Origin of the sequence: Streptomyces sp. NPDC007905 (genome assembly GCF_042959345.1) — a bacterium.
In the GTDB taxonomy this organism is placed as follows: domain Bacteria; phylum Actinomycetota; class Actinomycetes; order Streptomycetales; family Streptomycetaceae; genus Streptomyces.
Genome location: NZ_JBIBKS010000021.1, coordinates 90,025 through 109,918, shown reverse-complemented (window position 1 = coordinate 109,918; position 19,894 = coordinate 90,025). Strand labels below are relative to the sequence as shown.

General features: G+C 72.6%; 19 protein-coding genes and 1 pseudogene. 6 read left to right on the top strand and 14 right to left on the bottom strand.

What is annotated here, in order from left to right; all coding sequences use genetic code 11:
- Positions 1-6: 6 nt before the first annotated feature.
- The 5 genes from ACFZDC_RS31670 to ACFZDC_RS31650 form a co-directional block, all read right to left on the bottom strand.
- Positions 7-900: an ABC transporter permease subunit gene (locus ACFZDC_RS31670; protein WP_391329221.1), complete on the bottom strand. Its 894-nt coding sequence runs from the start codon at positions 898-900 to the stop codon at positions 7-9.
- A 2-nt stretch (positions 901-902) separates the two neighbouring features.
- Positions 903-1,844, bottom strand: coding sequence for an ABC transporter permease subunit (locus tag ACFZDC_RS31665; protein ID WP_391329220.1), 942 nt, complete (start codon positions 1,842-1,844; stop codon positions 903-905).
- A gap of 2 nt (positions 1,845-1,846) precedes the next feature.
- Entirely contained in the window at positions 1,847-3,190 is a 1,344-nt protein-coding gene (locus ACFZDC_RS31660; protein ID WP_391329219.1) for an extracellular solute-binding protein, read from the bottom strand.
- Positions 3,191-3,239: 49 nt separating this feature from the next.
- Positions 3,240-4,451, bottom strand: coding sequence for an ROK family protein (locus ACFZDC_RS31655; protein WP_391329218.1), 1,212 nt, complete (start codon positions 4,449-4,451; stop codon positions 3,240-3,242).
- A 273-nt stretch (positions 4,452-4,724) separates the two neighbouring features.
- Positions 4,725-5,834: a mechanosensitive ion channel domain-containing protein gene (locus ACFZDC_RS31650; protein ID WP_391329217.1), complete on the bottom strand. Its 1,110-nt coding sequence runs from the start codon at positions 5,832-5,834 to the stop codon at positions 4,725-4,727.
- A 300-nt stretch (positions 5,835-6,134) separates the two neighbouring features.
- Between ACFZDC_RS31650 and ACFZDC_RS31645 the strand changes: the two genes are divergently transcribed.
- Positions 6,135-6,671: an HNH endonuclease gene (locus ACFZDC_RS31645; RefSeq protein WP_391329216.1), complete on the top strand. Its 537-nt coding sequence runs from the start codon at positions 6,135-6,137 to the stop codon at positions 6,669-6,671.
- Positions 6,672-6,713: 42 nt separating this feature from the next.
- Here ACFZDC_RS31645 and ACFZDC_RS31640 read toward each other — a convergent pair whose 3' ends face one another.
- The 5 genes from ACFZDC_RS31640 to ACFZDC_RS31620 form a co-directional block, all read right to left on the bottom strand.
- Entirely contained in the window at positions 6,714-7,316 is a 603-nt protein-coding gene (locus tag ACFZDC_RS31640; RefSeq protein ID WP_391329215.1) for a hypothetical protein, read from the bottom strand.
- Positions 7,313-8,641 (bottom strand): hypothetical protein, encoded by a 1,329-nt coding sequence (locus tag ACFZDC_RS31635; RefSeq protein ID WP_391329214.1) that lies wholly within the window; start codon positions 8,639-8,641, stop codon positions 7,313-7,315. The genes ACFZDC_RS31640 and ACFZDC_RS31635 overlap by 4 nt, the downstream gene beginning before the upstream one ends.
- Positions 8,638-9,411 carry an ATP-binding cassette domain-containing protein gene (locus ACFZDC_RS31630; RefSeq protein ID WP_391329213.1) on the bottom strand — a complete coding sequence of 258 codons (774 nt, stop codon included), beginning with the start codon at positions 9,409-9,411 and terminating at the stop codon, positions 8,638-8,640. The genes ACFZDC_RS31635 and ACFZDC_RS31630 overlap by 4 nt, the downstream gene beginning before the upstream one ends.
- A gap of 248 nt (positions 9,412-9,659) precedes the next feature.
- Positions 9,660-10,547: a zf-HC2 domain-containing protein gene (locus ACFZDC_RS31625; protein ID WP_391329212.1), complete on the bottom strand. Its 888-nt coding sequence runs from the start codon at positions 10,545-10,547 to the stop codon at positions 9,660-9,662.
- Positions 10,544-11,146, bottom strand: a complete 603-nt coding sequence (locus ACFZDC_RS31620; RefSeq protein ID WP_391329211.1) for a sigma-70 family RNA polymerase sigma factor — start codon at positions 11,144-11,146, stop codon at positions 10,544-10,546. The genes ACFZDC_RS31625 and ACFZDC_RS31620 overlap by 4 nt, the downstream gene beginning before the upstream one ends.
- A 221-nt stretch (positions 11,147-11,367) precedes the next feature.
- Between ACFZDC_RS31620 and ACFZDC_RS31615 the strand changes: the two genes are divergently transcribed.
- From ACFZDC_RS31615 to ACFZDC_RS31605, 3 genes are read left to right on the top strand one after another with little or no spacing between them, the layout of a single operon-like run.
- Positions 11,368-11,613 carry a hypothetical protein gene (locus ACFZDC_RS31615; protein ID WP_391329210.1) on the top strand — a complete coding sequence of 82 codons (246 nt, stop codon included), beginning with the start codon at positions 11,368-11,370 and terminating at the stop codon, positions 11,611-11,613.
- A complete protein-coding gene (gene malQ / locus ACFZDC_RS31610; protein WP_391329209.1) occupies positions 11,614-13,713 on the top strand; it encodes a 4-alpha-glucanotransferase in 2,100 nt (699 codons plus the stop codon).
- Between the two features lie 47 nt (positions 13,714-13,760).
- A complete protein-coding gene (locus ACFZDC_RS31605) occupies positions 13,761-14,042 on the top strand; it encodes a hypothetical protein (RefSeq protein ID WP_391329208.1) in 282 nt (93 codons plus the stop codon).
- Between the two features lie 87 nt (positions 14,043-14,129).
- Here ACFZDC_RS31605 and ACFZDC_RS31600 read toward each other — a convergent pair.
- Both ACFZDC_RS31600 and ACFZDC_RS31595 read right to left on the bottom strand, forming a co-directional pair.
- Positions 14,130-14,255, bottom strand: a pseudogene (locus tag ACFZDC_RS31600) (TetR/AcrR family transcriptional regulator); the annotation flags it as partial.
- 17 nt (positions 14,256-14,272) lie between these two features.
- A complete protein-coding gene (locus ACFZDC_RS31595; RefSeq protein WP_391329207.1) occupies positions 14,273-14,791 on the bottom strand; it encodes a MarR family transcriptional regulator in 519 nt (172 codons plus the stop codon).
- A 196-nt stretch (positions 14,792-14,987) separates the two neighbouring features.
- Here ACFZDC_RS31595 and ACFZDC_RS31590 point away from each other — a divergent pair, with 196 nt between their 5' ends.
- Positions 14,988-15,173 carry a hypothetical protein gene (locus ACFZDC_RS31590; RefSeq protein WP_391329206.1) on the top strand — a complete coding sequence of 62 codons (186 nt, stop codon included), beginning with the start codon at positions 14,988-14,990 and terminating at the stop codon, positions 15,171-15,173.
- Between the two features lie 68 nt (positions 15,174-15,241).
- Here ACFZDC_RS31590 and ACFZDC_RS31585 read toward each other — a convergent pair whose 3' ends face one another.
- Entirely contained in the window at positions 15,242-15,718 is a 477-nt protein-coding gene (locus ACFZDC_RS31585; RefSeq protein ID WP_391329205.1) for a DUF1203 domain-containing protein, read from the bottom strand.
- Positions 15,719-15,933: 215 nt separating this feature from the next.
- Between ACFZDC_RS31585 and ACFZDC_RS31580 the strand changes: the two genes are divergently transcribed.
- The gene (locus ACFZDC_RS31580) at positions 15,934-17,172 is read left to right on the top strand and encodes a M14 family zinc carboxypeptidase (protein WP_391329204.1); all 1,239 of its coding nucleotides are present in this window, start codon (positions 15,934-15,936) and stop codon (positions 17,170-17,172) included.
- Positions 17,173-17,227: 55 nt separating this feature from the next.
- On the opposite strand, the gene pepN is transcribed toward ACFZDC_RS31580, so the two are convergent.
- A complete protein-coding gene (gene pepN / locus ACFZDC_RS31575) occupies positions 17,228-19,804 on the bottom strand; it encodes an aminopeptidase N (protein WP_391329203.1) in 2,577 nt (858 codons plus the stop codon).
- Positions 19,805-19,894: the final 90 nt, after the last annotated feature.

Sequence of the window (19,894 nt, the reverse complement as noted above, 5' to 3'; positions counted from 1 at the left end):
AATGGTTCAACCCTTCACTCCGGTGAGAGTGACGCCTTCCACGAACGCCTTCTGGGCAAAGAAGAACACGAGGATCACGGGGGCCATGACCAGCACGGTCGCGGCCATGGTCAGGTTCCAGTCGGTGTGGTGCGCGCCCTTGAAGGACTCCAGGCCGTAGGAGAGGGTCCAGGCGCCGGGGTTCTCCGAGGCGTAGATCTGGGGGCCGAAGTAGTCGTTCCAGGCGTAGAAGAACTGGAACAGGGCCACGGCGGCGATGCCCGGCTTCGCCATCGGCAGGACCACCCGCAGCAGCGTGCGCAGGTCACCGCAGCCGTCCACCTTCGCGGCGTCGACGTACTCGTTCGGGATCGTCATCAGGAACTGGCGCAGCAGGAAGATGGAGAACGCGTCCCCGAACGCCATCGGGATGATCAGCGGCCACAGCGTGCCCGACAGGTCCAGCTGCTTCGCCCAGAACAGGTACATCGGGATGATGACCACCTGCGGCGGCAGCATCATCATCGAGATCACCAGCATGAGTGACAGATTGCGGCCCCGGAAACGGAACTTGGCGAGCGCGTACGCCACCGGGATCGACGACACCACGGTCAGTACGGTGCCCAGGCCGGCGTAGATCAGCGTGTTCTTCCACCAGGTCAGGAAGCCGGGCGTGTCGAAGACCTTCCGGTAGTTGCCCCACTCCCAGCTGTGCGGGATCAGGTCCCGGCTGAGTGCCTGCGAGTCGCTCATGAGCGACGTCAGGAACACGAACACGAAGGGGAGGGTGAAGAACAGCGCGGCCGCGACGCCGAGCGAGTGGACCGCAATCCACTCCAGGAGCGCCCTGCGACGGGCGGTCCGCTCGGCCCCCGACATCTGCGGGGCGAGCCCCACCGGTTTGTCCAGTATTTGGGTCATGATCAGTCACCTGCCTGGATGAGGCCGCCCCGGCGCCGCATCAACAGCGCGGTGAACACCATGGACAGGGCGAACAGCACCAGAGCCACCACACAGGCCGAGCCGTAGTCGAAGCGCTGGAAGCCGAGGTTGTAGACGAGCTGCGGGAGGGTGAGCGTGGACTTGTCCGGGTAGCCCGGCTCGAACTGGGTGCCCGCGCCCTGGATCACGCCCGAGGCGACTTTCCCCGCGATCAGCGGCTGCGTGTAGTACTGCATCGTCTGGATCACGCCGGTGACGACGGCGAACATCACGATCGGGGAGATGTTCGGCAGGGTGACGTAGCGGAAGCGCTGCCAGGCCGACGCCCCGTCCAGCTCGGCCGCCTCGTACTGCTCCATCGGTACGTCGAGCAGCGCGGCCATGAAGATGACCATCAGGTCGCCGACGCCCCACAGCGCGAGCAGGGTGAGGGCGGGCTTGGACCAGGTGGGGTCGTTGAACCAGCCCGGCGCCGGGACGCCCACCTTCTCCAGGATCGAGTTGACCGGGCCGGTACCGGGGTTGAGCAGGAAGGCGAAGGCCATGGTGGCCGCCACCGGCGGAGCGAGGTACGGCAGGTAGAAGAGGGTGCGGAAGACACCGGCACCGGTCTTGATCTTCGTGATGAGCAGTCCCACCCCGAGTCCGAAGAGGACCCGGAGGGTCACCATGACGAGCACCAGCCACAGCGTGTTGCGCAGGGCGGGCCAGAACAGCGGGTAGTGCTCGAAGACGTACGTCCAGTTCTTCGCGCCGCTCCACGTCGGCGGCCGGAAGCCGTCGTAGTGCATGAACGAGAAGTAGACGGTCGAGATCAGCGGGTACGCGAAGAAGACCGCGAAGCCGATCAGCCAGGGCGACATGAAGGCGGCCGTGCGCAGTGCCGCCCGGCGGCGCTTCGACGCCGGCGTGATGGGGCTCATCGCTACTTCGCCTGCGCGATGTCCGTGTCGATCTGCGCGGCCGTCTTCTTCAGGCCGGCCTTCAGATCGGTGACCTTGCCGCTCTCGTAGTCGTAGCCGAACTGCTGGATCGTCACCAGGTACACACCGCCGTTGATGGAGGCGGGACTCGTGGTGGAGTTCGGGTTCGCCGCGATGTCCAGGAAGGTCTTGAACCGCGGGTCGTACTTCAGCTTCGGAGACTTCAGCGCCTCCAGCGTGGAGGGCACGTTGTGGATGTCGTTGGCGAAGCCGACCACCGCGTCCGTGTTCGTGGTCATGTACTTCACCAGCTCCCAGGCCGCGTTCTGCTTGTGGCTGGTGGCGGCGATGCCCGCGATGGTGCCGGTGATGTAGCCCTTGCCGTACTGGGCCGCCTGGTCGTCGGGCACGGGCAGCGGGGCGACACCGATCTCGAACTTCGGCTTGGCCTCCTCGGCCATCCCGAGCCGCCACTCGCCGTCGAGCTGCATGGCCACCTGACCGGTGTGGAAGGGGTGCTTGGGACCCCACTCGTCGCCGAGCGTGGCCCGGAACTTCTCCAGCTTCCGGAATCCGCCGAGCTCGTCCACGAGCTTCTTCTGGAGCGTGAAGCCCTTGGCGAAGGCCGGGTCCCTGGCCAGGTCGGACTTGCCGTTCCTGTCGAAGTAGGTCGGCGAGAACTGCGCGAAGTAGTGCTCGGTGGTCGACTCCCAGCCGTGGTAGTCCGGCATGAAGCCCAGCTGTTGGTAGCCGTCGCCCCGCGGGATCGTCAGTTTCTTGGCGTCGGAGGCGAATGCGGACCAGGTCTTCGGCGGGGCGGTGATGCCCGCCTTCCTGAACGCCGTCTTGTTGTAGTAGAGGCCGTACGCGTCGCCCAGCAGCGGCACCGTGCAGCGGTTGCCGTCGAACTGGGTGTACTCGTTCATCGGCTTCGGGAAGGTCGTCTCCGGGTCGATGCCCGCCTTCTTGAAGAAGGGGTTCAGGTCCACCAGCGCGCCCGACGAGCAGAACTTGCCCACGTTGTTGGTGGTGAAGGAGGAGATCACGTCAGGGGCCTTGTCGCCGCCGGAGCGCAGCGCCTGGTTGATCTTGTCGTCGGTCATGTTGCCGACGATGTTCACGTGGATGTTGGGGTGCGCCTTCTCGAAGCCGGCGACCAGCGACTTGACCCCCTTCACCTCGTTCGGCGCGCTCCAGGCGTGCCAGAAGTTGATCGTCGTGTCCTTGGAGGCGTCGTCGGTGGCGCCGGCGTTGGACTGGCCGGTACAGGCGGTGGTGAACAGGGCCAGCGACGCGGTCAGGGCAAAAGCCGTCTTTCGGACGACTGAGGGTATGACTTCGGGCATGGCGAGGTCTCCCGGGGACGGGGTGGGCGTGCAGGGGGACTGCGGGGGCTCAGCGCGAGGTGTCGAAGACCTCGTCGCGGGTGGTGACGAGCGCGGACTCCAACGCGCCGCGCAGGACGGGGTGTTCACGGACGTCGCCGACGACCAGGCGGGGGCGGGCCGCGGCCAGCTCCTCCAGTTCGGCCTGGACGAGGGCGCGCAGCACCTCGCCGCCGGCCGTCAGGGCGGAGCCGCTGAGGACGACGAGTTCGGGGTCGAGGACGGAGACGAGCGAGGCGAGGCCGGTGGCCAGCCGGGTCGCGTAGGTGCCCAGCAGCTCCCGGTGGGGGCCGGTGGCGTGATCGGCGGCGCGGGCCAGGAGCTGCGCGGCGGCCTCGGTGTAGGGCCCCGGCGGCACGTTGTCGATGCCGAGTTCGCGGGCCAGCTTCGGTACGGCCTGGGAGCCGGCCAGCTCCTGGTAGCCACCGCTGTTGGCCTTGGTCACCTGGCGTACCAGGGGGGTGCCCGGCACCGGAAGGAAGCCGACCTCGCCGGCGCCGCCGGTCCAGCCGCGGTGCAGCCGGCCGCCGAGGACCAGGGCGGCGCCCATGCCCTCCTGGTTCCACAGCAGCACGAAGTCCGCGTGGCCGCGGGCCGCGCCGAGCCGCTGTTCGGCGATGGCGACGAGGTTGACGTCGTTCTCGTACTCGACCGGCATCGGCAGCGCGGCGGCGAGTTCGTCGAGCAGTGCGGGGGAGTGCCAGCCGGGCAGGTGGGAGGCGTAGCGCAGCCTTCCGGTGCCCGGGTCGAAGGCGCCGGGGGTGCCGATGACCATCCGGTGGACGTCGTCCCGGGTCAGCCCGGCGGCCTTCACGGCACCGTCGAGGGCGTCGGTGACCTGCCGGACGACCGGGCGGGCCGGGCGGCGGCCGGGTGTGGGCAGTTCGAACTCGCCGACCGTGCGGCCGGTGATGTCGGCGACGGCGGCGCGGATCCGGTGCGGGGTGACGTCCAGCCCGGCGGCGTACGCGGCACCGGGGTTGACCGCGTACAGCTGGGCGTTGGGGCCCGGCCGGCCCTCGCTGGTGCCGGTGGCCCGGACCAGCCCCGCCGCCTCCAGGCGGGCCAGCAGTTGGGAGGCGGTCGGCTTGGACAGGCCGGTGAGCTTGCCGATCCGGGTGCGGGACAGTGGCCCGTGCTCCAGCAGGAGGTCCAGGGCGGCGCGGTCGTTCATGGCGCGCAGGACGCGCGGGGTGCCCGGCGTACCGGCGGTTCCTGCCATGCGTCTCGACACCTGCCTTTCCAACTGCCCAGCTTTTCAGTGACCCGGCGGCGGCGTCCAGCCTTGATCACCGGCCGCACGGAAGATCACTGTTAGGAAACTTTCCTATTGGGGTGGGAGGAAGGTAAGCCCAGGACGAAGAGGGCGTCAATAGACAACGCCCCCGAGGCAACAGAGTCGTTACCTCGGGGGCGCCGGAGACGTGCGGGGGCGGCCGAGAGCTACCCGGCAGGGAGCCCCGGGTGCGCGAGGCCTACCGCCCGGCGGGCGGGACTACTTCGGGACCGACCGCTGCGAAGTGATCGGCGCCGCCGCCTCCGCCTGCGGTGAGGCGGCGTTGGAGTACACCGAGGGGGCCGCCACCGCCGCCGACGGGTCCGGGCTCTCCTGGTCCTCCACGGCCGTGGCCCCGCCCACGATGCGGATGCTCGCCGCGTCGAACGCCCGCTTGACCCGCCAGCGCAGCTCGCGCTCCACGGTCACCGACTTGCCGGGCATGGTCCTGGCCGAGAGCCGGACCACCATGGAGTCGATCAGCACGCTGTCCAGACCGAGCACCTCGACCGGGCTCCACAGCAGCTCGTTCCAGGGCTCTTCCTTGCTCATCTTCTCGGCGACCTCGTCCAGCGTGGCCTTGACCTTGTCCAGGTCCTCGCTCGCCTTCACGGTCACGTCCACCCCGGCGGTCGCCCAGCCCTGGGAGAGGTTGCCGATCCGCTTGACCTCACCGTTGCGGACGTACCAGATCTCCCCGCTGTCACCGCGCAGCTTGGTCACACGCAGCCCGACCTCGATCACCTCACCGGAGGCCACGCCGGCGTCGATCGTGTCGCCGACGCCGTACTGGTCCTCCAGGATCATGAACACGCCGGAGAGGAAGTCCGTCACCAGGTTCCGGGCGCCGAAACCGATCGCCACACCGGCCACACCGGCCGAGGCCAGCAGGGGGGCCAGGTTGATCCTGAAGGTGGACAGCACCATCAGCGCGGCCGTGCCGAGGATCAGGAAGCTGGCCACCGAGCGCAGCACCGAGCCGATCGCCGCCGCCCGCTGCCGACGGCGCTCGACGTTGACCAGCAGCCCGCTCAGCGCGCTGCCGTCCGCCGCCTGGGCCGTCCGGGTCATCCGGTCGATCAGCTTGGTGATCGCCCGCCGCACCACCGCTCTGAGCGTGATGGCCACCACCAGGACGAGCAGGACCTGCAGGCCCATCGCGAGCCAGGTCGACCAGTTCTGCTCCACCCAGCTCGCCGCGTTCGTCGCGCTCTCCTGAGCGTCTTGGATCGAGGGAACGGCCGGTGCCGTCGACCCCGAGGGGGACGGAGACGGCGACGCACCGGCGGCCAGCTGGACGACGGGCAAGGACACGGCAGGTACCTCCATGGTGCTGCGCAGTCCGTTCCGGCGGGGCGGTCAAGGTCTTCAAGGTCACGAAAAGGTCACCGGACGGACAGACCCAACACACTAACGGGGCATTGTGTGTGCGCCGCGCCGATCCGCCCAAGGGAGACCGGTCTCACCTGGGCTTGAACAGGCCATGATCCGGGGGATGCACCAGGTGTGGTCGAAAACACTCCCAGCCCGTTACCGGGACATGGTGGCGCTTCCACCAGGCATGAGGGGAGACTGACTGCAGATCGTCCCGGCGCGAGCCACGCGCCGCCGACGCCCAAGGAGGCACCCGTGCCGCACGTCCTGGTCCTCAACGCGTCGTACGAGCCGCTCGGCGTCGTACCGCTCCGCCGCGCGCTCGTCCTCGTCCTGGAGAACAAGGCGGTCTCCCTCGAGGAATCCGGCGCCTATATGCACAGCGCAACCGTCACAGTCCCCGCACCCAGCGTGGTCCGGCTCAAGCGATTCGTGCGGGTTCCCTACCGGGGGCCCGTTCCTCTTACCCGCAGGGCGCTCTTCGCCCGCGACGGGGGCCGGTGCATGTACTGCGGTGGCGTCGCAACCAGCGTCGACCACGTCATCCCGCGCAGCCGCGGGGGCAAGCACGTCTGGGACAACGTGGTGGCGTCCTGCCGCCGCTGCAACCACGTGAAGGCCGACCGTCACCTCGTCGAGATCGGCTGGCGGCTGCGTCACAAACCCGCCCCGCCCACCGGTCTGGCCTGGCGCATCATCGGTACGGGGCACAGGGACCCGCGCTGGCTGCCGTACTTGCAGCCGTACGGCGCGGACGACGCCATGGCCCGGATCGACGGCATCTCGGCCTGACGAGCCGGGCTTTCAGCACACCCCGTGGCCGAACGGCACCGTTCAGCCACGGGGCCCTTCGGGGCGCGCCCCGCGCACGGCGTACAGGGCCGTGCCCACCGCGAACGCGGCCAGTGCCGCCGCCCAGGCGCCCGGTTGCGCGCCCGGCTGCATCGGCCACGCCCACACCGTGGCCGCGCGCCCACGCGCCCCCGAGGAGGCGAGGTACACGGCGGTGACGTACCCGAAGGCGGGCAGCCAGCTCAGCCGGGCGCCGAGCAGGGCCGCTGCCGCCGCCGTCATGCCCGCGCAACCGAGCGTGTTGCGGATCGCCGCCGGGGGGCCGAAGACCTCCGGATGCCCGAGCACCGTCAGCGACAGCAGCGCCGCGGTGAGCCCGGTCAGCGCCCCCAGCTGGACCAGCCGACGCGGCCACCAGGGGCGTACGGCGGTCCGCTCCAGCTCGTCCATCGCCGAGTACAGGCTCACTCCGATCACGGCGGAGGCCAGCAGCGGGGCCAGGGCGATGATCGGCACCCGGTGGTAGGGGTCGACGTAGGTGTTCAGACGGTCGGCCGCCCACATCGCGAAGGCGGCGGTGCCGGCGAGGCCGGCGAGAGCGAGCGGAAGCGCCCGTGAGCGGGCGTAGAGGAGGACTCCGGTCACAGGGCCGGCACCCCCTCGACGTCGCAGGTGCCCGCCGTCGCGAAGTACGCCGACAGCCACTCCCGGCGCTCCTCGTCGCCCATGGCGCGCAGCCGGGCCCGGGCCGCGCGGCGGGCCCTCAGCTCGGCGCGCTGTTTCGCGGTGCCCCGCGCGTCCGACCTGTCGGCAGCGTCCGTGACGGGGCTGGGCGCCAGGTAGTTCTCCACGGCGTCGTCGGCCCTGATCATCCGCTGCGTCGGATGCAGGCATTCCGGGCGCCGTTCCAGCGCCACAGCGGCCTCCCACGCGTACTGCTCCGGATCGGTCAGCCGCCCCCGCACGACCGACCAGCCGAACGGCCTCAGCGTGGGCAGCTGGGCCTCGGCATCGTGCGACTCATGGGTTCGGTCCTCCCAGCGCACCGGCAGGTTCCGTACCCCCTTCAGCTTGCCCGTGATGCCCGACAAGGTGTCCTCGAGGTGCGGAAGCAGGCCCGCGTACCGGGCGTCGACGCAGATCGCCGGGGTGGGGGAGGTATCGCAGACCTGGCGTCGAGCCAGCGGGTCGGGGTGCCACAGGCCGTCCCCGGTCTGCACGAGCAGCGTGCCCGCGGCCACGGCGGCGGCCAGCGGCAGCAGGGCCGCGACACGGCGCCGGGCGGCGTACGCCAGCACGGCGGCGAGAGCCAGGCCGCCGGTCCACACCGCCATCGCGAGCGGCTGCCACCACACCGGCTGCCGGTCGTCCAGCACGCGGAAGGCCGGGTTGAGGTGCAGACCCGGGCCCGAGTAGCCGGCCATCGCGACCCCGAGACCCACGTACCCGGCCATCGCCAGCAGGGGAGCCGCCGGCCGTGTGGGCACGACGCGGCCCACCACGTGCCCGGCCAGCACGGCCGCCGCCAGGGACACCGTGTCCTCCGGCAGCAGAGCGAGGTGCGGCCGGTCGCCCTGGGAGTAGGGCCAGGTGGCGAGCATGGCAAGAGCCACGCCGACCAGATAGCCGGCGGTCACCCAGAGCGCGACGGGCACGGCCGACGCCAGGAACCGGGCGAGGGGCGGGCGGACGGCCGTCCCCCACAGCTCCTCGGTGCCGCGCCGCCGCTCCCGGCCGCCCTGCCAGCAGCCCGCGGCCGCGGCGAGGGGAACGGTGATCAGCAGGACGGTGTGCACCTCGGTGGCGGTCTCCGCCCAGCCCCCCTGCCAGCGGGACGAGGAGCCGGCCAGCATGACGCCGAGCGTCAGCAGGACGGCGACTCCTGCGAAGGGGGCGAAGCCGCGCAGGTGCTCGGCGCGCAGAGGATGCGGCGGGCGCACGGGTGCCTTCCGTTCGGCGGCCGGGGTCATCGGACCGCCTCCCGCGCGCCCGGCGTGCGGTGGGCCCGCAGCGCGGCCGTGTAGCCGCGCTCGATCGGATGGTCGCCCGGGCCGCCGGAGGCCGCGCCGAGAGCGGCGAGCGACTCGGGAGTGCCCCGGTAGGCGACCCGGCCCCCCTCCAGCAGGGTGACCTCCGTGCAGGCGGCGGCCACGTCCTCCACCAGGTGGGTGGAGACCACCACCGTGGCCGAGGCGCCCAGCTCGCGCAGCAGCTCCCGGAACTCCACCCGCTGCTCCGGGTCGAGACCGGCGGTCGGCTCGTCCAGCAGCAGCACGCTCGGGTCGTTGACGACGGCCTGGGCGATGCCGACGCGGCGGACCATGCCGCCGGACAGGGTCCTGATCTTCGCGTCGATGCGGTCCGCGAGCCCCACCCGGGCCACGGCCCGCTGCACGGCGGCCGGGACACGGTCGGCGGGCATCTCCTTCAGCCAGGCCACGTAGGCCACGAACTCCCGCACCGTGAAGCCCGGGTAGTAGCCGAATTCCTGCGGCAGATAGCCGAGCCGGCGCCGGATCCCGGCCCGCCCGCGGTGGTCGGCGCTGTCCTCGCCGAGGATCTCCACCCTTCCGCCGGACGGCTGGGCCACCGTGGCCAGCACCCGGATCAGGGAGGTCTTCCCGGCCCCGTTGGGCCCGAGCAGGCCGTGCACACCGGTGCCGAGGTCGAGGTCGACCGAGTCGAGCGCGAGGGTTCTGCGGTGCCGGACCTGCAGGCCGGACACGCGTATCGAAGTCAAGGTGTCTCCACAGACGGTTGCCGGGAACGCGAGCGGCGCGGTCGGCCGGTCGGTTCGCGGTCTCGGGTGGTTCGCATGGTCGTGCGCCGGGGTGCCGGGGCGTCCCGGCGCCACCGGTGGATCAGGTGGTCGGAAGGGGGGCGGCCGCCGCCCCGGTGTCCGGACGGCCCTGGGGAGGCCGGCCGGCGCTCGAGTACGCGCTCTCGCGCGCAGCGGTCCCGGGCCGTGCCGCACCGCGGCCGTCGCCCTCAGCGGCGGATCGGACGGTCGTACGCCGGGCGGCGAGCCGCCAGCAGGACGGCGCTCAGGGCGGCCGCCGCCGCCCACGCGCCCTGCGCCCCGGCACCGTCGAGACAGCGGGAGAGCTGCTCGGCCAGCCGCGCGGTGGCCTCGCCGCCCGGCGCGGCCGGTACCGGCGCGAGTACGGCGCACAGCCAGCCCCCCGCCGTGACCCCGGCCGCCGTCCGGCAGCCGGCGAAGGAGGCCAGGACCAGCGTGGCCAGGGTCAGCGCCAGACCCGGCAGCAGCCAGGCCGCGGCGGTCGGGGCGCCCGAGGCGGGCAGCAGCAGACCGGTGAGGGTCAGCAGCGGCAGGCTCACCGCGAGCACGGCCGCCGTACGGGTCAGCGCGAGGCGCAGCCCGCCTGCCGGGGTGGCCGCGACGACCTCGTGCAGCGGGTCGGCGTGCGGCCCGTAGGACAGGGCGACCCCGGCGACGGGCACGACGGGAGCGATCGCCAGCAGCAGCGCCCGCGCACCGGGGAACCCGCCGCCGTACCCGAGGGCCGTCGCCCCCACGGCCACGAGCAGCACGGCGGGCAGCCACGCCCCGCGCACCGCGGGCCCGGCGGCCCACAGGAGACGGGCGAGACGGGGGAGTGCCGGGGTGGCCGGAGGTGTCCGCGCGAGCGGCTGCCGCACGGTCGGCGCGGCCTCCAGCACCGCGCCCCGCACCTGCGCCAGCACCGCACCCGCCGTCGTACTCCGCACCGCCTGCGACACCTGGGCGGCACACCCCGCGCAGCCCTCCAGGTGCTTCTCCAGGGACCACGCGTCCGGCTCCGGCAGGGAGCCTTCGGCGTAACGGGCGACGAGGTCGTCGGAGGCGTGCCAGATGCGCGCGTTGCCGTGGGTCATGCCGTGCCTCCCAGCGGGGACGGGTTCAACCGGTCGAGGGCCGCCCGCAGTTCGGCGCGGGCACGCCGGGCGCGGGACTTGACCGTGCCCTCGGGTATGCCGAGCAGCCGGGCCGCCTCACGGGTGCTCAGCCCGTCGACGACGGTCGCGCGCAGCACCTCGCGCAGCTCGGGGGAGATCCGGTCCAGGGCGGTGCCGACGTCGCCGTACTCCAGCCCGGCCAGCACGCGGTCCTCCGCGGAGGGGGCGGCGGCGGGCTCGTACGAGCCGTCCGCCCACTCCAGCGGCGCTCCCGCCACGCGCGCGACCCGCTCCTGCGCCCGCCGGGCGTCGACCAGCCGGCGCGCCGCAATGGTCCACAGCCAGCCGCCGGCCTCCTGCCCGCGGTGCCCGGCCGCCGACCGCCACACCGTGACGAAGGTGTCCTGCAGCACCTCCCGTACGACCTCCGGATCGGCGCAGCGCCGTGTCAGCCGCGCGTGCAGCCACCCCGCGTGCCGGTCGTACAGCTCGGCCATCGCCGCCGCATCCCCCGCCGCGACGGCCCGCAGCAGTGCCGCGTCCCCACCCGCGCCGTCCTTCTCCCGCTGGCCCCCCATGGGGCGGAACAGTCTCACACCCCCTCTATCGACCGTCCGGCCGGGAACGGATCACGGCGAGGCACCGGATCACGGCGAGCGCGCACCTGTGCCCCACCGGTGTGGAGAGTGCCGTCGCCGTCACTGGGTAGGCCTGCCGTAGCCACCGCAGGCCGCAGCATTCGCCCAGCGACAGACCCAGCGACCGACCCAGCGACAGACCCAGTGACAAGGAGGCCCCCGTGGCCGTACCGGCTCGTCTTTCGATCCCGGCCCAGTGGAAACCCGTGGCGGAGTCGTCCGCCGAGACCCACGAGGCGCGGCTGTGCGTCTTCAGCGCGGAGGGCGCGTGTGCGGAGGCGCCGCTGACCAGTGAGCCGCCGCTGCCCGACGCCGAGCCCCTGACCAGCGAGCCGCCGCTCGCCGACGCCGCCCCGCTGACCAGCGAGTCCGACCCGGTTCCGGACTTCTTCGGCGCGGGGCTGTAGATGGCCGTGGCGCACGAGGACGAGGAGCTGGCCCGACTCGCCGGGCTGCACGGGGTCGCCACCTCCTACCGCCCCGCCCCGGACCGCACGGTCGCGGTCCCCGCCTCCGCCGTGGTCGCCGCCCTGGCCGCCCTCGGCGTCGACGCGGGCACCCCGGACGCCGTCCGCGCCGCGCTCGCCGAGCGGGAGCACGAGCTGCGCGAACGGCTGCTGCCGCCGACGGTCGTGCACTGGGCCGGCGACGCACAGGGCCCCGCCGCCCTCGCCGCGCTGCCTCCCGGTACGCGCCTGAGCATCGAGACCGAGCAGGGCGAGGCGCGGGACAGCGCCGAGGGCCTGCCGCTCGGCGTCCACCGGGTGAGCGCCACCGCCCCGGACGGTCGTACCGGACACGCTCATCTCATCGTCGCGCCGGACCGGCTGCCCGCCCCCGCCACCCGCTCCTACGGCCTCCTCGTCCAGCTGTACTCGCTGCTCTCCCGGCGCTCCTGGGGCATGGGCGACCTCGGTGACCTCGCCGAGCTGGCCGGCTGGGCCGGACGTACCGCCGGTGCCGGGTTCGTGCAGGTCAACCCGCTGCACGCGGCCGTACCCGGAGCCCCGACCGACCCGTCCCCGTACCGGCCCTCCTCGCGCCGCTTCCCCGACCCCGTGCACCTGCGGATCGAGGACGTCCCCGAGTTCGCGTACATCGCGGATCCCGAGGACCGCGGCCAGGTCCGCGCGCTGCTGGAGCGTGCCGAGCGGCTGCGCGCCGACGTCCTCGACAAGGGCGCCCTCATCGACCGGGACGCGGTGTGGGAGCTGAAGCGGGAGGCCCTGGAGCTGGTCCTCGAGGTCCCGCTCGGGCCGGGACGGCAGGCCGCGTACGACGCCTTCCGCGCCGAGGAGGGGCAGGCGCTCGAGGACCACGCCACCTGGTGCGCCCTCGCCGAGACACACGGCTCGGACTGGCACCGGTGGCCCGAAGGGCTGCGCGACCCCCGCTCCGCCGAGACCGCCCGCGCCCGCACCGAGCTGGCCGACCGCGTCGCCTTCCACTCCCGCCTCGCCTGGCTCACCGACGGCCAGCTCCGCGCCGCCCAGCGCGCCGCCCGGGAGGCCGGCATGCCCGTCGGGATCGTGCACGACCTCGCCGTCGGCGTGCACCCCGCGGGTGCGGACGCCTGGGCGCAGCAGGACCACTTCGCCGCGGGCATGTCCGTCGGCGCGCCGCCCGACGCCTTCAACGGCCGCGGCCAGGACTGGGGTCTGCCGCCCTGGCGCCCCGACCGCCTCGCCGCCTCCGGCCACGCGCCCTACCGCCACCTCCTGCGCGCCCTGTTCCGCTCCGCGGGAGCCCTGCGCATCGACCATGTGATGGGCCTGTTCCGGCTGTGGTGGGTGCCGCAGGGCAGCCCGCCCACCGAGGGCACGTACGTCCGCTACGACGCCGAGGCCATGCTCGCCCTGCTCGCCCTGGAGGCCTCCCGGGCCGGGGCGGTGGTGATCGGCGAGGACCTGGGCACCGTGGAGCCGGGTGTGCGCGAGACGCTGCAGCGGCGCGGGGTGCTCGGCACCTCCGTGCTGTGGTTCGAGCGCGACTGGGAGGGAGACGGCCGCCCGCTGCCGCCCGAGCGCTGGCGCGCCGACTGCCTGGCCACCGCCACCACCCACGATCTGCCGCCCACCGCCGCCCGGCTCACCGGCGACCACGTCGACCTGCGCGACCGTCTCGGCCTGCTGACGCGCCCAGCCGCCGACGAACGCGCGGAGGCGACCGCGGACACGGCGGAGTGGCTGGCCCTGCTGGGCAGCCTCGGCCTGCTCGACAGCCCGGCGGCCGGCCCCCCGGGTTCCGACGAGGAGGCGGAGATCCAGGGCGTCCACCGCTTCCTGCTGCGCACCCCGGCCCGCCTGATCGGCGTCTGGCTCCCGGACGGCGTCGGCGACCGCCGTCCGCAGAACCTCCCCGGCACCTGGGACCAGTACCCCAACTGGCGGCTGCCCGTCGCCGACGCGGCCGGCCGGCCGGCCTGTCTGGAGGAGCTGACGGCCTCGCCGCGGCTGCGGGCGCTGCTGCAGGTCCTCCGCGAGGGAGAGGGGGGTGAGCCCTTGTAGGGCACCCCGGGCGCGCGGCCTTTCCTGCCGTTCGCTAACTTGAGAGCGTGGACAAGAAGAACGCCCTGCGCGCCGGCGCCCTGGCCGCCGGTACGACGCTGATGATGCTGCTCATGTCGTCCCCCGCGCTCGCGCTGGCGCGCGACGACGGCGACGACCCCGGCAAGGGCCTGAGCGTCGCGCAGACGCTGGGCCTCTACGTCCTGCTCCCGCTGGTTCTGTTCGCGGTCATCGCCGGCCTGGTCATGGTGCTGGACAAGTCCCACAAGAAGAAGGACGTCACCTCGTCCAACATCAACGTCAAGGGCGAGGCGAAGGCCAAGGCCTGAGCAGCCCCCTGATCTCCTGCCGAGGGCGCCGTCCTCCCGTCCGGATACGGACGAGGACGGCGCCCTCGGCGTTTTCCCGGGCGGGGCTCAGGGGCTCGGCGCGGTCGGATACCGCTGCACGGTCGGCCCCAGCCACGCCACCAGCTCCTCGCGGGTGAGCGCCACGGCGGCCGGCAGCCGCAGCACATAGCGGGTGAGCGCGAGCCCGAGCATCCAGCAGCCTCCAGGCCCTAGTTGCCCTCCGCCCGCGTCCCTGCCAGCAACTCCCGCAGCAGGCCGGCCAGTTGGTCGGCCTGTTCGTCGCCGAGGGACGACAGGGCCGCCGTCTGGACGGCGAGGCCCGCGCCGACCGCCTGGTCGACGACGTCCAGCCCCTTCTCGGTCAGCGTCACTCGGAGGCCGCGGCGGTCGTGCGGGTCCGGGGACCGGCGCAGCAGGCCGGCCCGTTCCAGCTTGTCGAGGCGGCCGGTCATGCCGCCCGTGGTGAGCATCAGCGTCTCCGCGAGCCGGCGCGGGGAGAGGGTGTACGGCTCGCCGGCACGGCGCAGGTTCGCCAGTACGTCGAACTCGCCGCGCGAGATGCCGTAGGGGGCGTAGGCCTTCTCCATGCGGTCGCCCATGGTGCGGGCGAGGCGGCAGATCCGGCCGAAGACCTCCATCGCCTTCGTGTCGAGGTCGGGCCGGACGGCCGCCCACTGTTCGATGATCGCGTCGACAGGGTCCTTGCCCTGCTGCCGGCCTGCACTCATGTACCGAAGTATCGCTTCCCGAAGGGTCGGCCGCAAGAAAGTGGCTTGATGGAAAGTTGCTCATAGATAAGTTACTTTCTGTCAACCTACTTGAGGTGAGTGTCGGCACGATGAAGAGGAAGCGGGCCAGGAACGAGCGCATCCCGGGGAGTGGGCCCTGCCCGTCGCCGCCGCGGTCAACGGCGTCGGCACCGGCATGTACATCCCGTTCACGCCGGTGTTCTTCCACAGCGTCACCGGGCTGTCCTTCGCGGTCGTCGGCGCCGTGCTCACGGCCACCGGTCTCGCGGGGCTCGGCGTGCTCCCGCTCGCCGGTACGGCGGGAGCGGCCGTGGACAAGGTGCTCCGGGCGCTGCGCGCGGCGGCGCATGCGGCGGGCTGAGCCCGCGGCCCGGTTCGACGACAGGGTGTGCCGGGCGCTGCGGGGCAGGCGGGACTTTCGCGAAAGGCCTAAGGGCGCCGCACCTCGTACAGGAAGCACCCGTACTCCACCGCCCGTACGTGCACCAGAGCCACCTCGGGATCGGCGAAGGCCTCCGCGAACGCCGGCACGAAGGCTTGCGGGTCCGCCACCAGGTGGCCGCCGAGGATGCGGCCGTCGGCGGAGTAGCGGCGGACCGTGCGGTGGCTGTGGGTGAAGGGGAGGGCGTCACCGTCCGGTCCGGCGCACTCGTCGGCGTGGATGAACACGGGGCCCTGCTCGTCGTAGGCACCCGGATCGACGCCCGTCTCGGCCGCCCAGCGGCGCAGGGGCGCGTACGAGACCAGGGCGATCCGCTCGCCGGGCGCGCTGCGGCGCAGGCAGCAGCGCAGCGGTGCGCCGCCCTCGTCGTCGGTGAAGGGGAGCAGGGGCCGGCCCGCGTCGTCGCGGGTGCGCAGCTCCTTGAGGACGGGAGGCGTCAGCGGTCGTGCCAGGTAGGTGGTCATGGAGCCAGCGTGGCGCGCGGCCGGGCCCAGGACCGGCGGGATCCGGACATGGCACTGGCACGCGCGGGGAGCGTGCGCGGGGCTCGCCGCCCTGCGCCGACGTCACCGGCGGGATGTTGCCGGGGTGACCTGACCTCGCAGGGCGCTCTTGACGGTACCCACCGCCGACGCTCCCATGGAAGCGCTCAACCGCCAGCAGCGGAAGTGGAGTCGACATGGGCTATCCGGGCGCCGACGAACTGGAGCGCCGTGCCCGTGCGCTGGTCGCCGCGGCGCCCGGGGTGCTGCGGCTGCGTGCCGTCGGAGAGAGCCGGGGCGGTCGTCCGCTGTGGCTGCTGTCCGCCGGGCACGGGGAGCGGCAGCTCCTCACCGTCGCCGGTGCGCACGCCAACGAGCAGGTGGGCGGGGCCTCCGCGCTCCGGCTCGCCAGGCTCCTCGCCCGGCGGCCGGAGCACCTCGCCTCGCTCGGCTGCACCTGGCACTTCCTGCTGTGTCTCGACCCGGACGGGGCGCGGCTCGCGCACGGCTGGCAACCGGAGGAGCCCGCCCCCTCGCTGGAGGAGTGCCACTGGCACTTCTACCGGCCCGCGTTCGCCTGCCAGCCCGAGTCGCTGCCCGCCCCCGGCACCGGACGGCGGCCGCTGCCCGAGTCGGCGGCGCTCGTCCGGCTGCTGGACACACTGCGGCCGGTGGCCCAGTTCACGCTGCACGGCATCGAGTTCGGCGGCGCCTTCACGATGCTGACCAGGCGGGTGACCGGTGCCGGGCGCGCCTTCCGGGAGACGGCCGCACTCCTGCGCATCCCGCTCGACGACCACCCGTGCGACGGCCCCGACTGGCGCCCGGACCCGCCCGGGGTGCTGTGGCTCCCGGACGGGAGCAGCGGAAGCGAACGCGACCCGAGCGGCTTCGTCGCCGGGAGCACCTGGTTGTACCCGCGGCGGTACGGCACCCTGACCGTCCTGGTCGAGGCGCCCGCCTGGTCCGTCCCGGCGGTGAGCGATCCCCGGCCCGCACCCGACCCCGAGCGGGAGGTCGCCCAGGTGGGCGAGCTGCTGCTGGGCCGTACCCGGGAGATCACCGAGCTGCTGGGCGAGCAGCCGGCGCAGAGTGTGTCCGAGGAACTGCTGCCGCTGTGCGCCGCGGCCCGGGAGCTGCTCGACGTGGCGCCGTCGCTCGCCGCCACCTGGGCCGCCGAGGAGCGCGGCGGCTCCCGGGGGCACTTGGCGACCCTCGGTGTCGCCGGCCGGCGCATCCCGCTGCGCGCGGCGGCCATGATGCGCCGGGCCCTCGCCCGCACCGCCCCAGGCACCGCCTGCGTGCTCGCGGACCTGGTGCGCGAGTGGTGCCGGGAACTCGACAAGGCGTACGAGCTGCGCTGGACACCGGTGGCCGCACAGACCGGACTGCACGTGCGGACCATGCTGGACGTCGCCCGCAGGGTCTGCGGCTGAACGCGGAAAGGGCGCCCGGCTCGGTGCCGGGCGCCCTTCCTCGGCGTACGAGGGACTACTCGGCGGCCGCCGCGTCCGCCGCCTGGGCCTTCAGTGCCCGCTCGACGCCCGAGCGGGACTCCGAGACCAGCCGGCGCAGGGCCGCGTTGGGCTCGGCCGCGGCCAGCCAGCTGTCCGTCCTGGCGAGGGTCTCCTCGGAGACCTGGACCGACGGGTACAGGCCGATCGCGATCTGCTGGGCGATCTCGTGCGAACGGGAGTCCCAGACGTCCTTGAGGACCTCGAAGTACCGGTCCGCGTACGGCGCGAGCAGCTCCCGCTGGTCGGTCTGCACGAAGCCGCCGATCACGGCCTCCTGCACGGCGTTCGGCAGCTTGTCGGACTCGATGACCGACGCCCACGCCTCCGCCTTGGCCTCTGCGGTCGGTCGGGCGGCACGGGCGGTCGCCGCGTGCCGCTCACCGGCCGCGGTCTTGTCCCGCTCGTACTCGGCCGCGATCTCCGCCTCGTCGAAGCGGCCGACCGCCGCGAGCCGCTGCACGAACGCCCAGCGCAGCTCCGTGTCGACGACCAGGCCCTCGATCGTCTGCGAGCCCTCCAGCAGCCCGTCCAGCAGATCGAGCTGCTCCGGCGTCCGGGCCGTCGCCGCGAAGGCCCGCGCCCAGGCCAGCTGGTGGTCGCTGCCCGGCTCGGCCGAGCGCAGGTGGGCCAGCGTGGCGTCGGTCCAGCGGGTGAGCAGCGCCTCGCGGGTGGCCGGGTCGGCGTACAGGTCGATCGCCAGCTTCACCTGACGGTGCAGCGACTGCACCACGCCGATGTCGGACTCCTTGCCGATGCCGGAGAGCACCAGCGACAGGTAGTCGCGGGCGGCCAGCTGCGCATCCCGCGTCATGTCCCAGGCCGACGCCCAGCACAGGGCGCGCGGCAGCGAGGCCTCGAAGTCGCCGAGGTGCTCGGTGACCACCCGCAGCGACTCCTCGTCCAGCCGGACCTTGGCGTAGGAGAGGTCGTCGTCGTTGAGCAGGATGACCGCCGGGCGGCGCTTGCCGGACAGCTCGGGTACGGCGGTGAGCTCACCGTCGACGTCCAGCTCGAGGCGCTCGGTGCGCACCAGCTTGCCGCTCGCGGCGTCGAGGTCGTACAGGCCGACCGCGATCCGGTGCGGGCGCAGGGTGGGCTCACCCTTGGCGCCGGCGGGCAGGGCCGGGGCCTCCTGGCGGACGGCGAAGGAGGTGATGACACCCTCGGCGTCGGTGGCGACCTCCGGGCGCAGGACGTTGATGCCGGCCGTCTCCAGCCACTTCTTCGACCAGGTCTTCAGGTCGCGGCCGGAGGTCTCCTCCAGGGCGCCCAGCAGGTCCGACAGACGGGTGTTGCCGAACGCGTGGCGCTTGAAGTAGGCCTGCACACCCTTGAAGAACTCGTCCTCGCCGACGTACGCGACGAGCTGCTTGAGCACGCTCGCGCCCTTGGCGTACGTGATGCCGTCGAAGTTGACCAGCACGTCGTCCAGGTCGCGGATGTCCGCCATGATCGGGTGGGTGGACGGCAGCTGGTCCTGCCGGTAGGCCCAGGTCTTCATCGAGTTGGCGAACGTGGTCCACGAGTGCGGCCACTTCGAGCCGGGCGCGGAGGCCTGGCAGGCGATGGAGGTGTAGGTGGCGAACGACTCGTTCAGCCACAGGTCGTTCCACCACTCCATGGTGACCAGGTCGCCGAACCACATGTGGGCCAGCTCGTGCAGGATCGTCTCCGCGCGCACCTCGTACGCCGCGTCGGTCACCTTGGACCGGAAGACGTACTGGTCACGGATGGTCACCGCACCCGCGTTCTCCATCGCGCCCGCGTTGAACTCGGGCACGAACAGCTGGTCGTACTTCTCGAACGGGTACCGGTAGTCGAACTTCTCCTGGAACCAGTCGAAGCCCTGCCGGGTCACCTCGAAGATGGCGTCCGAGTCCAGGAACTCGGCGAGCGAGGGACGGCAGTAGATGCCGAGCGGCACGCTCTGCCCGTCCTTCTCGTACACGCTGTGCACGCAGTGGTACGGCCCGACGATCAGCGCGGTGATGTACGACGAGATACGCGGCGTCGGCTCGAAGGACCAGACGTTGTCCGTGGGCTCGGGCGTCGGCGAGTTGGAGACGACCGTCCAGCCCTCGGGGGCCTTCACGGTGAACTGGAAGGTCGCCTTCAGATCCGGCTGCTCGAACGAGGCGAAGACCCGGCGGGCGTCCGGGACCTCGAACTGGGTGTACAGGTAGGCCTGCTCGTCGACCGGATCCACGAAGCGGTGCAGGCCCTCGCCGGTGTTGGTGTAGGCGCAGTCGGCGACGACCCGCAGGACGTTGCGCCCCGCCAGCAGGCCGGGCAGCGCGATCCGCGAGTCCTCGAAGACCTCGGCGGGGTCGAGCGCGTCCCCGTTGAGCGTCACCTCGTGCACGGCGGGGGCGACCAGGTCGATGAAGGAATCGGCGCCGCCTTCGGCGACGTCGAAGCGCACCGTGGTCACGGACCGGTAGGTACCGCCCTCCTGCGCGCCGGAGAGGTCGAGATCGATCTCGTACGAGTCAACGGTGAGCAGCTTCGCCCGCTGCTGCGCCTCTTCGCGAGTCAGGTTTGTGCCAGGCACGCGGTCATCTCCTCGTTATGTGTGGGTTGCGCCATCCTTCCATGGGATCCACACGGAAGGCGATGAGCCCGGGGCATGCGAAGGGGCGGT